Origin of the sequence: Thalassobacterium maritimum (assembly GCF_031127805.1) — a bacterium.
Classification (GTDB): Bacteria; Verrucomicrobiota; Verrucomicrobiia; order Opitutales; family Coraliomargaritaceae; genus Thalassobacterium; species Thalassobacterium maritimum.
On the sequence record NZ_JARXHW010000005.1, the window covers coordinates 93715 to 109108 of the forward strand.

Consider the following 15394-nt stretch of genomic DNA (forward strand, 5'->3'; position numbering starts at 1 on the left):
CTCCCATTTCTGGGGCTGATCCGGCGTTGACTGATTTGCGGCTGCTGTCTTCTGTCTGTGCAGAAATATATCTTCTGCAAATATTATGATCAATTTACACGACCACTACGACGGCCTCATCTTCGATATGGATGGCACGCTCGCGGACACCATGCCCACGCACTTCACCGCCTGGTCGACGTCGATGGCTGCCCATGGCATCGTGTTCCCAGAAGAACGCTTTTATGCCCTCGGTGGGGTGCCCGCTGCGGTGATCGTAGAGCTCTTAGCCAAGGAACAGGGCAAAAGCGTCGATGCTGTCGCAGTGGCCGAGGCTAAAGAAGAGCTTTTTCTCGATCTGCTCAAAGACGTGCAGCCTGTGTTGCCCGTCAAGGCGATCGCCGAGTTTCACCGCGAGTTGATCCCGATGGCCATTGCGACGGGGAGCCCTCACTGGGTGGCCGATAAGATTTTGCAAGCGCTGGGCATTGCCGATTGGTTTGGCGCTATCGTCGGCGCCGATGATGTGGAAAATCCCAAACCTGCGCCCGATACCTACCTGCGTGCAGCCGAGTTGATCGGGGTGGACCCTAAGCGCTGCCACGCTTTCGAAGATACTGATCTGGGCGTGCAAGCCGCACGTAATGCGGGCATGACCGTGATCGACATCAATACGCTCCTCTAGCACCCAAAACCCAAGCTTTACATAATTGTCACCGAGCATAGGCTCACACGTTTTTTACAGGCGAGCGGCTTAACTGCTTGGCACACCGAATTATCCATTTTTTATGAAACAACGCACCATACTGAGGGAAGTTTCCATCAAGGGCAAATCTCTGCACACAGGCGAAGATGTTAACCTGACACTCAAACCTGCTCCGGAAAATACCGGCGTGATCTTTCGTCGTATCGACCTCTTCGGTAAGCCAGAGCTCAAGCCACTCATCGACTTGGTGGACGACCTTGTGCGTAGCACTACCATCGCGGATGGTCACGCCAAGGTGCACACCATCGAGCATGTGCTCAGTGCCCTGAGTGGTTGCGGAGTGGATAATGTCGTGATCGAGATGGATGCCAGCGAGCCCCCGATCTTGGACGGCTCCGCAAAGCACTTCGTCAACTTGATTCAGCAAGCGGAACCTGTGGAGCAAGACGCGGAGCGTGAATATTTCGTGCTCGAAGAGCCCGTCTCCGTCACCCGCGGCAACTCCTCCATCATCGCGCTGCCGCACGATGGATTTCGTATCACGTGCACCTCAGCCGACGACCGCGGCATTCACACGCAACATCTCAGTCTCGATATCGACCCCGAGACTTACATTGCGCAAGTCGCGCCCGCTCGCACCTTTACCATTTATGAGGATATCGAGGAGCTGCTCAAACTCGGTAAAATTAAGGGCGGCAGCCTCGACAGCGCCATTGTGATCAAGGGCGACAAGATTCTTTCCAAGGAACCGCTCCGTTTTAAGGACGAGTTTGTGCGTCATAAAATGCTAGATATTATCGGCGATATTACCCTCGTCGGTATGCCGATTAAGGCGCACTTTGTTGGTGTGCGCCCCGGTCATGCACTGAATGCAGAGCTTTCCAAAGTTCTGCGAAAGAAGCTCATCGAAAAGATTAAAGGCACCAAGCAGCGCAAGGAAGAGCGTAAGAAAAAGCTCGTTTCTGTCGATTCTGCCGAGACCGTCATGGACATCCGTCGGGTGCTCGACATCTTGCCGCACCGCTATCCATTCGTGATGATCGACCGCGTGATCGAGATCGTGAGCGAAGACGAGCTGGTCGCGCTCAAGAACGTCACCATCAACGAACCTTATTTTCAGGGACACTATCCCGGCCGTCCTGTGATGCCTGGCGTGCTCCAGGTGGAGGCGATGGCACAAGCCGCTGGCGTCTTGCTGCTGCGCAAGCTGCCCGTCGAGCAAAACAAGATCGCCTTCTTCATGAGCGTGGATAAGGTGAAATTCCGTCAAGCGGTGGAGCCGGGGGATTCGATTGAGATTCGCGTGAAGCTGATTAAAATTCGCGGCAACAAAATCGCCACTGCCAAGGGTGAGTGCACCGTTGGCGGCAAGGTTGTTTCTAGCGCCGAACTGATGTTCATGCTGGCGGACGCTACGGATTAATTCTAACACATATTCTCATGTCAACGGACATTCATCCGACTGCAATTATCGAACCCGGCGCTGAGCTAGAGCCGGGTGTCATCGTCGGGCCCTACGCCTACATCGGTGCTCAGGTAAAAATCGCCAAAGGCACCGAAGTGATGCACCACGCCACAGTCGATGGGGCCACCACCATGGGTGAGGATAACGAAGTGCACCCCTACGCTTATGTTGGCGGGAAAACTCACGACTTAAAATATCGGGGCGGCTGCCCCGGTCTACGTGTGGGCAACGGTAACGTCTTTCGCGAGTTCACCACCGTGCACTGTGCCACGACTGAAAATACCGAGACCATCGTCGGGGATCATAATCTGATACTCGCTTACAGTCATATCGCGCATGAGTGTATCGTGGGCAATCATCTGGTGATGAGTAGCCACGCAGCCCTCGGAGGGCATGTGCAACTCGGGGATCATGTCAATGTGGGCTGGGGCGCCGGCTTGCATCAGTTTTGTCGCGTGGGCGATTACGCCATGGTGGGCGCCGCCTCTAAGGTGGTGCAAGATGTGCCGCCTTATATGATTGCTGACGGTAGCCCTGCGATGGTGCGCACGACGAATAAGGTCGGCCTGGAACGCGCCGGCTTCACGGCGCAGGATGTCAATCTCGTGCGCCGTGTCTTTAAAATGTTTTATAAAGAAGGTCTCAACCGCCGCCAAGCCGCTGAAAAACTGCGCGCGGAAATGGCCGGCGATTGCGCCATCGTGCAAACCTTTTTAGCCTTCGTCGAAGCGAGCGAACGCGGCTTGTCCTAGGCGCTGTCATCGTCTGAGTCGCTTGCGACGGCAAAAGATATTCACAATCAAAGACGCTCGCTTGCTATTGACTGTCCCGTATCTCTAATTTGTTGGGATGCGACGATTCACGGCGGTTCTTTTGATCTATGCGGCACTCTTGCTCAGTGTTCGGGCCGAGATGAGTCAGGCCGCCTATCTGTGGCAGCGAGCCTGGACTCCCGCGGTATCCACCGCGGTCGCGGAGCAGACCACTGCGCTCGATGGCCTCACTGTGCTGTGTGCCGAAATCAAGCTCAGCGACTCCGCTCAGCCGACCCGGGTAGAGATCGTGCCCGATTGGGCACGGCTGCAAGCGCGTGGTTTACCGATCACTTTAGCCATTCGAGCCGCCGTCTATTCAGGCTCCTTTCAGCAGGATCAAGCCATGACGCGCTGCCTACTCGACACTGTGGCGAATTCATTGCGCCGGGCTCGCGCGGCTGGCATCGAGCCGGCCGCGGTAGAAATTGATTTCGACTGTGCGACCCGCCAGCTTGAGGGCTACGCCCACTGGCTGCACCTAATTCGCGCACAACTGGACGGCCCTGCGCTTTCGATCACCACTTTACCTACCTGGATGGAGCGTTCTGCTGCCTTCGCCCAATTGTTGGTGCCCGTCGATCACTTTGTCTTGCAGGTGCACAGCGTGCAGCGGGCCGATCGCATCGATTCAGATGCCTCGCTGTGCGATCCTCAGCTTGCGCAGCGCTGGGTGCAGCAGGCGGGGCAGTTCGTGAAGCCATATCACGTCGCACTGCCGACCTATGCCTACCGTTTGGGCTACGCGGCCTCTGGCGAATTGGTCGAGGTGGCGGGCGAAAATGCCTCGCCGGTAAAAAATCCAGCTTGGAGCTACCGCGTGCTGCGCGCTGAGCCTGAGGCGATGGCCGGCTTAGTGCGTCAATTGCAGCATGCGCGCCCCGCTACCTGTCGTGGAGTGATTTGGTATCGCTTACCGATCGGGCAGGAAAGCTACAATTGGGACCCCGGCACTTGGCAGGCAGTCATGCTAGGCAGCGTCGCCAGTGCCAGCTGGCAAGCCCAGGCTCGCGTGCAAGCCGACGGACTGGTGGAGATCGAGTTGCTGCAAGCTTCCGAAGTCGCCGCGGAGCCACCGCGTGCGGTGCAGCTCTCCTGGCGCAGTGGCGAGGCGCTGGCCTGGGATGGGCAGCGTCATTACAATGTGCGGGCACTCTCCGAGCAGGCACTACTTTGGCAATGGCCCACTCGGATGGAAGCCCCGCTCTTAGCTCAAGGCACACGCTGGACGATCGGTTGGTTGCGCATTCAGGACGCCGCCAACTTGCAAATTACAATTTTAAATGATGATGACGACTAAGCACAGTTTCACGCTCACACTCGGCAGCCTAATTTGGCTGAGTCTCTTGCCGCTCGCTCAGGCCTGTGGTCCCTGGCTGCCGGAATCCTATGTCTTGCGCAATGATGATGTCTTTTACCAGCCGCCCCAGGTTGGCTTCCGCTACGAACTGCGCCACCTCTTACCAGACTCCGTGCCGCATCAGGCGCAGTTAGAGAGCGAACCCTTGGGCGGGCAGTCCTCGCTGGAGGCCTTGCGCGCCTCGCTCAGCCTTGCCGAAGTAACAGAGGACGCTGCTGATGCCATCGTGGCCGATTACCAGAGCTTTCGTTCGCACTTGAATCGTATCAAATATGCTTATGAGCATCCCGGCCGCTCCGCCTATCGCGATGACTCCGATGGCTCCGATGACACGCCCGAGCCCATTAGCTTGGATGCGCTAGTTGTGCCCGAGGGCTTGCCGGCCGAGTTTGCGCTCTATCTCGAAGCAGCGCTCGCGTACTATCAGGGCGAGCACCAGACCGCGCGTGAGAATTGGCAAGCCATCTTAGACTTGCCCGCCGCCGAGCGGCAGCAACGTTCCGTCATGGCGGCTTACATGATTGCAAAGGCATGCCCGCAAGCCGCGCTCACGTATTTCCCACAAGTGCGCGAACTCGTCGAGGCCGGCTATCCCGACTCGCAGGGCTTGGCCGCTGCCAGCTATGGGCGCGAAGCACGCGTGTATTTAGATCAGGGGGACTACCAAGCCGCCATCGAACTCTACCTACGGCAATGGGCCGCCGGCTATGAAAATGCCGAGCAAAGTCTGAAACTCGTCGCGCGCGATATATGGTATCGTTGTCATGACCGTAAGCTCGCCTCCTTGTTAGCAGACGAGACCAGTCGCGCCGTGCTGACCGCGTATTTACTGGTTCAGCGAGACGATGAAGCCAACACAGAGTTGCGCGAGCGCTTCCTGCGCTTGTTACCTGATATCGAAAAAATACATCTGCCAGAGGCTGGGCGCTTTGCTCTGATGGAGTACCAGCAGAACAACCTCAGCGCGGCCCGCTTGTGGATCAGCCATGCCGCCGCCAGCGATGCACTCGCACTCTGGGTCAAAAGTAAGCTACTGCTACGAGCCGGGCGTATCGAGGAAGGGCGCACACTGCTGCTCGCGCTCACCGAAGACATGCAGGCGTCCGATACCGACTGGCGGCGCTTGAGCACCTCACGCGCCTGGGGCGAACTCGGGTTGCTCATGATGCGCGAGGCACGCTTCGTCGAAGCCGCCGATTGCTTTTGGAATGCCGACAGTTGGGAAGATTGCGCTTACGTGCTCGAGCGTTTATTGTCGATCGATGAATTAATTCAATGGGTGCAGAGCCGTCTCAGCGAGTTTGGCGAAGAGTCTGACCATTATCATGGTGATCCCCATGCACTCTTGGCGCGGCGCTTAATGCGCGAAGGACGATTTGAGCTAGCGCTTGAGCATTTTCAGCCCGATGCCCGCCAGCAAGCCGAGGCCTATTTGCAGGCCATGCGCTCCGCAAACGACTTGAGTCAAGAGGCCGCCACTCGTGCTCGTCATTTTTGGGAGGCTGCATGCTTGATGCGTGAATACGGCATGCTACTCTTCGCCGCCGAGCTCGCGCCCGATTACGCCTGGACCGAAGGCTCGTTGGAGTGGGGGGATGTGGCGCTGGCACGTCAAAATAGGCTCTACAGCTACGGAAATCCCATCAATGAGCCCAGCGGCGAGGAAGTGGATCGAGCCAAGCAAACCCAAATACTGCCAGATAAACGCTACCATTACCGCTATCGCGCCGTGCGCCTGGCAGAGCTCGGGGCCAGCCTATTGCCCAACAACAGCGAGCAAGCCGCCCGCATCTATTGTGTGGCAGGCAGCTGGATCAAATACCGCGACCCCTCTGAGGCCGACCGACTCTTTAAACTCTTGGTGGTGCGTTGCCCCGACACCGAACTCGGTCAAGCCGCCGCAGTCATCAATTGGTTCCCCCGCGTCGAGCTTGATCGCATTCAGCCATTTTCAACTGAAAGCGAGCACTTGAGCCATTAGATGCAAGCGAGCACGCTACGTTAGATTCGAACTTCTTTTATTGTTCTACTTTGAATAGTGTGCCGCCTAGGTGGCGGGGTTTCATTTTGGTCTCTACGGCTTCGGATTCGTCGACGATCTGGCCGCCTTCGTAGTAGGCGGGCTCTTTGAGCCAGTGCTTTTTGACTTGTTCGTGGAGTTCGAGCAGTTCTTTGCGGCTGCCGATGCGATACTCGATAGTGTGCGCGTGGGTGGCGATGGGATATTCCTTCATCACTTCGGTGCCTGTCACGGCGTCGGTGATGCCGGCGGCGCGGTCGGCCATGGCCTGTATTTGTGCGGGCAGCGGGCGTTGAATGATCGAGGAGCCGCCGGGAGTGCTGGCTGCGTCGACGGCGTTGCTCATCGCTTGTTGCAACTCGCCGATGCGTAGTGGGCGGCTGTGGTAAATGCGCACGAGAGCGGTGCCTTGGGTGACGATGTTTAGTTCAGTGACCCGGAAGTTGGCGGTGATATACTCTTGGCTGGAGATGGATTGAATATGATCTTCTTTACCGTAGTAAGCGCGTGTGTCGCCTGGAAACTCGATTCCATAGATTGCAGGATTTTTGATGCCACGGGTGGTGATGGAGACTGCGGAGAGTTGGCAGGTCAAGACCGTGAGCAGTAGGGCAGGCAGGAGATTTCGTAATGACAACATAAGAATCAAAATGCTGGCCTTTTGATCGTGGGCAAAGGTAATTTGTTTCAATAATGTTAGCTTGTAAGGATCTTACCGTTGAAATACAGCCCGCTGGTGTACGCATTTTGGATCGAGCCACGGCGCTCTTTAAGCCGAGGGGGCTGAATGCGGTAATTGGTCCGTCGGGCTGCGGCAAGACGACTTTGGTGAAAGCGATGCTGGGCATTTTACCGAGTGAGGGGGCGATCAGTTATGCGGGGGAGCCAGTTCGGCAGAGTTCGGATCTGCTGGGAAAGCTGTCTTTTGCGCCGCAGTTTAGTATTGCTCATGAGCGACTCTCGGTGGCGGAGGCGCTCTGCTATGCGCTGGATCTATGTGTGCGTGATCGCGCAGTTAAGCTGGCGCGACTGGAGGAGATTTTGCGACGTATCGGGCTGGCAGAACATCGTGATAAGCGTGTTTCGGATCTCAGCGGGGGGCAACTTCGGCGTTTGGGGCTGGGCTTGGAATTGGTCGGAGATCCGCAATGTATGGTTTGCGATGAGGTGACCAGCGGGTTGGACCCGCGCTCGGAGGATCAAATTCTCGCTGTGTTGGAAAGGCTGCGCGATGAGCGTGGGAAGACCTTTATATGTATCATACACAATTTGGCGAAGCTGGATGTGTTTGATTGGATTACGGTGGTCTATGAGGGTGCGGTGGTATTTCAGGGGACTTTAGAGGCGCTGAATGTTTATTTTAATATTCCCGACGCCTTGCACCTTTATGATCGGCTGAATGAGCACTCCATCGAGCATTGGCGTGCGCGCTGGGGCGAGGAGTCTGTTGGCTTGGCGCCTGCGGAGCCCATTGAAGCAGTGCGGGCACCGCCTGCGCCGGGTGCGCTTGCGCAAACCTGGACCTTGTTGATACGACGTGCGCTGCTTTTCAAACGTGATCGTGGTTATTGGTTGCTGACCTTGGGGATCACTTTGGGCTTTCCTTTATTGGTGACGATTTTTGCCTGGGATGGAATCCCCCAATTGCGCGGCTTGTCTATGGATGTGGGCGGCGGGGCTTTGGAGCAAATGGAAGCGAGCCTGCGCTATCGGGTCGATGCTTTGGAGATGGCCTCTTTGGTGACGGGGCTAATCTTGTTTCAAGTCATTTTGCTGACTTTGATGGGGAGCAACAACGGGGCGCGAGAGATTGCGGGTGAGCGGCAAATTTTTGAAAAGGAGCGTTTCGCAGGGCTCAGTGCGGGGGCCTATGCGTCTAGCAAGCTGATCTTTGCTTCATTCGTTGCGGTGCTGCAGGGGCTCTGGATGATGGGCTTTGTGAAGTATATTTGTGAGTTCCCTGGCGCAAGTTTACCGCAAGCGGGGGTGTTGGTATTGAGTTGTGTTTCAATGACAGCCATTTGCCTCGGCTTTTCCGCGATCTTTAATTCGGCGGATAAGGCATCTTTGCTTTCTGTGTATTTAGTCGGCTTCCAATTGCCACTCTCTGGTATCGTGCTGGCCTTGCCGGATATGTTGGTTTGGCTGTGTCGTCCTTTTATCAATGCCTACTGGGGCTGGGCGGGCTATTTTGGTTCCATGCGAGCCACACGCTTGTATGATGCTTATCGTGTCGACTCGAATGAATGGATTCCATCGTCGGGGCTGGCGGCGAGTATCTTGTTGTTACACTTTTTGATGGGTGCCGTGATGGTCTTTTGGGGTTGCCAGAAAAAACGTTGGAATTAACTCTTATTGAAACTTTTGCGACTTTGTTACGATGTCATTTTACATGCTTTCCCCCATACCCTTGATTCGCCGCTTCCTGCGAGGCCTTGGCTTATTTTCTATTTCACGTGGTGCTTTATGGGCGGCTTGCCTGCTCACCGGATGGGGCGGACTGGCTGGGCTGGCTGGGCTGACTGGTTGCAGCGGGGGCGCTGGCTCGGATCTGGAGGTGCTGCCGATTCAGAACTATCTGGAGAAGCCGGGAGATTTCTTGGGCAATCGTTATGTGCTGCGGGCGCAGATTAATGAGCAGTTGAAATGGGAAAAGGGGCTGGGGCGTGTCTTGGCAGTTGTGGCGGAGGGCCATGATGCGCGTTTGCCTGTGTTTGTGCCCGAAACCGTCGGAGGCAACTTGCATGTGGGGCAACGCTATGAATTTCAGGTCATTATTGAACAGGGAGGACTTATTTATGTGGATGCATTGCGCAAATATTAATCGCCAAAAGGAGGTGAGTCTCACTCCTATTGCGCGCGAAGTCCACATTGCGGGGGCTTGGCGGTCTTTGCCAGTGAAGCCTCTAGGCTTGGCTCTGGCATCGGGCATTGCTTTGTGGCTGTTGCCACAATCCTCGTTCGCGCAAGGTGGTTTTCCTATGAATGGGGGCAGTTCGATGGCGTCACAGCCGCAAGCACAGCCGCAAACTGCACAAGCGGGCATGTCAGCACCGGCGAATGGGATGTTTGAGAGTAATACCTTCTTGGAAATGGCGAACCGTGTGTTTGATCCGAGCAGTGACTCGATGGATTTCGAGAATGGCAGTTTCGAGTGGAAGGGGAAGCGTTTTAACCTTTCCGAACAGCGCGCTTTTCGCTCGCGCTTTGAACGTTTCTTACTGGCCTCTCCAACCGAAGAAGAGACGCAATATGCGAAATTGATGGAGGACATTATTGAGCGTCTGGCGGTCTCGAACGATAACAGTGACGACGCGATTTTAGATACATGGCAGTTGCTCTTTCGTGCGTCCCGCTTCGAGCTCGACGGTGGTAATAGCACTATTGTGGCCAATCAGGTCTTTAACGCGTGGCGTATTCGCAAAGAGAGCCGAGGCGTCAGTATGGATCAGCGGGAGCTCCAACAGCTGCGAAAATACCAGCAGGAAGTGGTCGCTAATCGTGCGATGGCGCTGCAGAGCATTCGCGAGAAGCGTTTACGAGAGACGAGTTTAGGGCAGCGTGATGATAGTGAGAGCTCGGCCAATAGCAGTGAGACACTCACTTCGGAGGCTGCTTTTCGCATGTTGGATCTGGCGGAGACCGAGGCTAAGATTCTGGCGCTGGAGACGCAGTCGGCAATGACCGGGCTGCAGGCGAAGCTACAATTTCAAAGTCAAATTGTCAGTTTTATGATACAGCGCCGGTTCGAGCATGCTTTGGTCTTGGCAGGCTTTTACCAATCGATCTTTAAAGGTTCCCATCAGGCGCTTGAGGTGGGCAAGGAGCAGTTGCAGGAATTCCTGCCTGGTAGTGACCTGTCTTTCACCGTGGATAGTATGACTTTTATTGCGCGCGAGGCGATCAATGATGTCAACAAAGGGGTGGATGCCGTGAATGCGGCTTATAATGAAGAGCGCAATTTGATCGCATTGGAGCGCTTGCAGGAGGTGTTTTTCCTTGGAGAGTATTTGACCGAGCTGAATAAGATCCCGACCGATCAGCGGCGCGCGATGCTTGACCTTTATCGTGCTTTGATTGAAGCGGGTGAATTGGCGGAGGCCAAGGATTATGACGGGGTTTCGGAGCTGGCACTGAGTATTTCCGATTTGGCCGAAGATTTTCCCAAGAACCGAGTGCTGTCCTCAGTTGAGACCGCCAAGAGTATGAGTGATATGGCGGTTTTTGCAGCTTCACAGTATCGTAATTTGGGTGATATCGATAAGGCACGCTCCGAGCTGCAGACTGCGATCGATATTTGGCCTTCGAATCCAGCGATTCGCGAGTTTCAGCAAGAAACCACCAAGTTGGCCACGGCTGGCTCACAAGGGGTGCAGATTTTCGACGATCTCTATAAGCGGATGGACCGGCGCGGGATATATGAGCGTCGTATGGACCTCGGCTTTGCTTTGGCGGAAGATACGCAGCGTCGTCCACTGCTGATGGAAGTGGTTGAGCAGGTGGCTCGAATTGACTTGTTGGTCAGCCAGAGCCAGGAGCTCGTGAAGCAAGGGGAAGCCTATGCGGCTTGGGAGCTACTGGTCGAAGCGGCCAAGATTGATTCGAGCGATGGCCCCATGAATCAGGCTCGTGCCGAACTGGCACCGCGGGTGGCGGATTTTGTGCTCCAAGTCGACCGTGCTGAACGGCAAGCAGAGGACGGGCATCATGCGGGCGCACTGGCGGCCTACCTCGCTGCGCAGGATATTTATCCAGTCAGCCGTCTGTGTCGCCAAGGCATCCAGCGCGAGACCGAGGCCTTGCTGGCGGGATTACGTGCGCAGTAGTGGATGCTCTTTAGCTCTCCAGGGGCAGATCAATCACCTGCCAGGGGAGGCCGCGCAGGTTGAGCTCTTCCATGAAGGGATCGGGATCGCGCTGTTCCATGTTCCAGACGCCGGGCTCTTGCCATAGGCCTTTTAAGATCATTTGTGCGCCGATCATCGCAGGCACGCCGGTGGTGTAGCTGATTGCTTGGCTGGATACCTCTTGGTAGCACTCTTGGTGATCGCAGGTATTGTAAATGAAGACGCGCTTCTTTTGGCCGTCTTTGATGCCGACGATGTCGCAACCGATGCAAGTCTTGCCCTTGGTGCGGGGGCCGAGGCTGGCTGGGTCGGGCAGCACGGCTTTGAGGAATTCGATGGGCTTGATCTGCTGGCCTTGGAAATCAATTGGCTCGATCGAGGTCATGCCGACGTTTTCCAACACCCGTAGGTGGGTGAGGTACTTTTGTGAGAAAGTCATCCAGAAACGAATGCGCTTGAGGCCCTTAATGTTCTGGCACAGCGATTCCATCTCTTCGTGGTAGAGCAGGTAGGCATCTTGTTCGCCGACGACGGGGAAGTCGTAGACCTGGTGCACGCTCATGGGCTCGACTTCCTTCCACTCGCCTTCTTCCCAGTAGCGGCCGTTGGCGGTGATCTCGCGGATGTTGATCTCGGGGTTGAAGTTGGTGGCAAAGTGGTAGCCGTGGTCGCCGGCGTTGGCGTCGAGGATGTCGATGGTCTCGATCTCGTCGAAGAGGTGCTTTTGTGCGTAGGCGCAGAAGACATTGGTCACGCCGGGGTCGAAGCCGGAGCCGAGTAGGGCGGTGAGCCCTGCTTCTTTGAAACGGTCCTGGTAGGCCCACTGCCATTTGTATTCGAACTTGGCTTCGTCCAAGGGCTCGTAGTTGGCGGTGTCCATGTAGTGCACGCCAGCTGCGAGGCAGGCGTCCATCAGTGTCAGGTCTTGATAGGGCAGCGCGACATTGATCAGTAGCTCTGGCTTTTCGGCCTGGAGGAAAGTGGTGGTCTCGGCGACGTTGTCGGCATCGATGGCGGCGGTGCGAATGGTGACGCCCGTCTTGGCGAGCACATCGGCTGCGATGGCATCGCATTTAGAGACTGTGCGCGAAGCGAGCACGATTTCGGTGAAAATATCTGTGAGTTGGGCGCATTTTTGCGCAACTACATTACCTACACCCCCGGCACCGATGATAATAACTTTAGACATGCGCGTACATAAGTCTTAGTGCTGCGTATTCTTCAAGTTTATTTCGCATGGGATGGACACTTGTCTGGGGGGACTGTTGGGCGCCTTTGTTGGGTGAGAGGCGGGGGACTCTCTGGGTGACAGGCGGGGCGCTTTATTGGTGACAGGCGTGGCGCTTTATTGGGGACAGGCGGGGCGCCTGTCTTACGCTGGCTTCGTGATTTGCATTCGTGGGAATACTGGCTAGTTTGGGGGCTCTTAGGTTTTATGAATATGAATCTTAAATTCCGCAGTGTCGGCCCTGTGGTCCTTCTTCTCTTGTTGGCCGGTGCACTCTTTTCTTTTGCTATGCCTGATAATAATACTCCTCCCGCAACGACTGATGTGAATGTCAACGAATGTGCGTCGGCCTGCGGCCTACCTTCGCATGTGGATTTGACCAGCGGTGAGTATCCGGTTCAACGCACGGAGGCAGAGTGGCGGGAGCGCCTGACGGATCTGCAGTATCATGTCGCACGTGAGCAGGGGACGGAGCGTCCTTTTCAAAATCCTTACAATTCGAATAAGCAAACCGGGCTCTACCGTTGCATCGGCTGCGATACGCCGCTGTTCAGTAGCACCGATAAGTTTGACTCCGGCACGGGCTGGCCGAGTTTTGTGCGTCCCATCGATGAGCGCACACTGGGGGAGACCCGCGATATGAGCTACGGGATGGTGCGTGTCGAAGTGCACTGCAATGTCTGTGGCTCGCATCAGGGACACGTCTTTCCCGATGGGCCCAAGCCGACCGGGCTGCGTTACTGCATCAATTCGGCCTCGCTGAGCTTTGAGGCGGCGGAGTCACCCGAAGCGGTGAAAGCGCTGGTTGAAGCGTGGTATCACGAGTAGTCCGAGCTTACGGCTTGAGTGAGGCCGGCAGTGGCGGGGCGCTTTAGACCCCGTATGCGTCATGCCGGAGCGGATGCTTTGGACCTTCGGAACCGAGGCTGAAGCACTCGGCTACAATTCGGCAAAGTTGATGTTTGTTTGGTTTGTCGCGCTAAGTTCGCGCATGGCCTTCGATTTTAGGGCCTGCCTGGCAATGAGCTATGCTCCATTGCCAGGCGGGGCGTAAAAACCGTGCTAGTAGACGTCGCGTAGGTAGCGCTTGTCGTCTTTAAGCTTTTTGACGTAGGCCTTGGCATCGTCTTCGCTGAGGCCACCTTCTTGTTGGAGGATGTCGTGCAGCGCAACGTCGACGTCGGTCGCCATGCGGCTGGCATCGCCACAGACGTAGAAGTAAGCGCCTTTTTCCAGCCAAGCGTAGAGCTCTTTGCTGTTCTCGCGCATGCGGTCTTGCACGTAGACTTTTTCCTTTTGGTCGCGTGAGAAGGCCAGGTCGAGCTTAGTCAAAATACCGTCAGCGAGGTAGTCCTGCCACTCGGTCTGGTATAGGAAGTCGGTCAAGTAGTGTTGATCGCCGAAGAAGAGCCAGTTGTCGCCCTTGGCGCCGAGCTCCTTGCGCTCTTCGATGAAGGCGCGGAAGGGAGCGATGCCAGTGCCGGGGCCGACCATGATCATCGGCAGGTCATTGTCGGCGGGCACCTTGAAGTGCTTGTTGGGGGTGACGAAGACGTCGGCCTTTTCGCCCTCAGCGATCCGTTCCGCCAAGTAGGTGGAGCAGACGCCCTTGCGGTTGCGGCCGTGGGCATCGTAGCGCACCACGCCGACAGTCAGGTGCACTTCGCCTGGGTGTGCCTTGGGGCTGGATGCGATCGAGTAGAGGCGTGGTGGTAGCTTGCGCATGATGCCGACCAGGGCATCGGCGCTGATTTCCTTGGCAGGAAACTCGTGTAAGAGATCGATGATCTCGCGGCCGTAAATGTAGCTCTGTAGCTCTGCCTTGTTGCTTGGATCTAGCAGCTCAGTGAGCTTCGGGTCCTTGGCGATCTCGTTGTAGCGCTTGATGACGGGCATCGAGAGGGAAGTGATGTCCAGCTGACTGGTGAGTGCTTCGCGCAGTGTGAATTCGCGCTCCTTAATTAGGACGGGGCCCTCGGCGTCAAGTTTTGCGGTCTGAATGAAGTCTTCGACCACATCTTCCGCATTGTGGGGAACCACGGCGAGTGCGTCGCCAGCTTGGTATTCGAGGCCAGAACCTTCCAGGCTGAATTCGAGGTGGATGGTTTCCTTGGCCGAACCTTCGCCGTTGAGCATCACGCGTTCGTTGAGCTCGGCAGGGAAGGGGTTCTTGCGAGAGTATTTGATCGGGGCGGCCGGCTTGGCTGCCGGTGCTGGGGCGCTGGCTGGGGCGGCGGCCGGTTGTGCGGCGGCTTTCAGCGCTTTTAGCGCCGCTTTGTGCCATTTGGCAAAGTCGTCGTCGTAGTCCACATCCGCGTCGACGCGGTCTGCGATCCGCTTGCCGCCCAGTGCTTCCAGGCGTGCGTCGAAGTCTTTGCCCATTTTGCAAAAGTCCTCGTAGCTGGTGTCGCCGAGGCCCATTACCGAGAAGCGGGTGTCGGCGAGCTTGGGCGCTTTATCGCTCATGAATGCTTCGTAGAAATCGGCTGCTGTTTCGGGGGGATCGCCCTCGCCCCAGGTGCTCACGATGACGAGCAAGTTTTGAATGTCTTTGAGCTTGCCGAGCTTGAGGTCGGCCATGTTGGCCGCTTTGGATTTGAAGCCTGCTGCCTTGGCTGCTTTCACAGTCAGATCGGCCAAACTCTCGGAGTTGCCGGACTCGGTGCCATAGAGCACGGTCAGTTCTGGTGTGGCTACGGGGGCCGCAGCCGGTGCTACTGTGGCAGGCGTCGCGCTGCCACTTCCGGCGCGTAGGCCGCTGATGAAGCCCTCTATCCAGAGTAACTGGTCGGCTTGGAGGCCCTTGAGGAGGCTGTTCAACGAGGCGACTTGCTCAGGGGCAAGCGGCGCTGTTTGCGGAACGACTGGATCGGTGGTGCTCATATTTCTGCTTTTTGAAAAGCTGGTATGAAACCACGCATCGACCGAAATGCTAGACTTTTTCTGCTTTTTCGGTCTTTTCTTAGGTTTTTGAGTG

At 56.3% G+C, this 15394-nt stretch carries 12 protein-coding genes; 9 read left to right on the top strand and 3 right to left on the bottom strand.

From position 1 onward, the window contains the following. Positions 1 to 85 precede the first annotated feature (85 nt). The 5 genes from QEH52_RS03785 (at position 86) to QEH52_RS03805 (ending at position 6303) form a co-directional block, all read left to right on the top strand. A complete protein-coding gene (locus QEH52_RS03785) occupies positions 86 to 664 on the top strand; it encodes an HAD family hydrolase (RefSeq protein ID WP_308948719.1) in 579 nt (192 codons plus the stop codon). 103 nt (positions 665 to 767) lie between these two features. Next, complete coding sequence (locus QEH52_RS03790) at positions 768 to 2108, top strand: bifunctional UDP-3-O-[3-hydroxymyristoyl] N-acetylglucosamine deacetylase/3-hydroxyacyl-ACP dehydratase (protein ID WP_308948720.1); 1341 nt, start codon at positions 768 to 770, stop codon at positions 2106 to 2108. A gap of 17 nt (positions 2109 to 2125) precedes the next feature. Then, entirely contained in the window at positions 2126 to 2902 is a 777-nt protein-coding gene (gene lpxA / locus QEH52_RS03795) for an acyl-ACP--UDP-N-acetylglucosamine O-acyltransferase (protein WP_308948721.1), read from the top strand. A gap of 97 nt (positions 2903 to 2999) precedes the next feature. Continuing rightward, positions 3000 to 4262, top strand: a complete 1263-nt coding sequence (locus QEH52_RS03800) for a DUF3142 domain-containing protein (protein ID WP_308948722.1) — start codon at positions 3000 to 3002, stop codon at positions 4260 to 4262. Then, complete coding sequence (locus QEH52_RS03805) at positions 4246 to 6303, top strand: hypothetical protein (protein WP_308948723.1); 2058 nt, start codon at positions 4246 to 4248, stop codon at positions 6301 to 6303. Before QEH52_RS03800 ends, QEH52_RS03805 begins: the two co-directional genes overlap by 17 nt. 37 nt (positions 6304 to 6340) lie before the next feature. Here QEH52_RS03805 and QEH52_RS03810 read toward each other — a convergent pair whose 3' ends face one another. Beyond that, positions 6341 to 6982: a hypothetical protein gene (locus tag QEH52_RS03810; protein WP_308948724.1), complete on the bottom strand. Its 642-nt coding sequence runs from the start codon at positions 6980 to 6982 to the stop codon at positions 6341 to 6343. Positions 6983 to 7035: 53 nt separating this feature from the next. On the opposite strand from QEH52_RS03810, the gene QEH52_RS03815 reads away from it, so the two are divergent. From QEH52_RS03815 to QEH52_RS03825, 3 genes are read left to right on the top strand one after another with little or no spacing between them, the layout of a single operon-like run. Beyond that, positions 7036 to 8691: an ATP-binding cassette domain-containing protein gene (locus tag QEH52_RS03815; RefSeq protein WP_308948725.1), complete on the top strand. Its 1656-nt coding sequence runs from the start codon at positions 7036 to 7038 to the stop codon at positions 8689 to 8691. A gap of 43 nt (positions 8692 to 8734) precedes the next feature. Continuing rightward, positions 8735 to 9166 (top strand): hypothetical protein, encoded by a 432-nt coding sequence (locus QEH52_RS03820; protein ID WP_308948726.1) that lies wholly within the window; start codon positions 8735 to 8737, stop codon positions 9164 to 9166. 13 nt (positions 9167 to 9179) lie between these two features. Beyond that, on the top strand, positions 9180 to 11168 hold the full coding sequence (locus QEH52_RS03825) for a hypothetical protein (protein WP_308948727.1): 1989 nt from the start codon (positions 9180 to 9182) through the stop codon (positions 11166 to 11168). Positions 11169 to 11178: 10 nt separating this feature from the next. On the opposite strand, the gene QEH52_RS03830 is transcribed toward QEH52_RS03825, so the two are convergent. Then, positions 11179 to 12378 carry a saccharopine dehydrogenase family protein gene (locus tag QEH52_RS03830; RefSeq protein WP_308948728.1) on the bottom strand — a complete coding sequence of 400 codons (1200 nt, stop codon included), beginning with the start codon at positions 12376 to 12378 and terminating at the stop codon, positions 11179 to 11181. A gap of 252 nt (positions 12379 to 12630) precedes the next feature. On the opposite strand from QEH52_RS03830, the gene msrB reads away from it, so the two are divergent. Continuing rightward, positions 12631 to 13245, top strand: coding sequence for a peptide-methionine (R)-S-oxide reductase MsrB (msrB, locus tag QEH52_RS03835; RefSeq protein ID WP_308948729.1), 615 nt, complete (start codon positions 12631 to 12633; stop codon positions 13243 to 13245). A gap of 234 nt (positions 13246 to 13479) precedes the next feature. Here the strand turns inward: msrB and QEH52_RS03840 are convergent, their stop codons facing one another. After that, a complete protein-coding gene (locus tag QEH52_RS03840; RefSeq protein WP_308948730.1) occupies positions 13480 to 15300 on the bottom strand; it encodes an assimilatory sulfite reductase (NADPH) flavoprotein subunit in 1821 nt (606 codons plus the stop codon). Between the last annotated feature and the right edge of the window lie 94 nt (positions 15301 to 15394).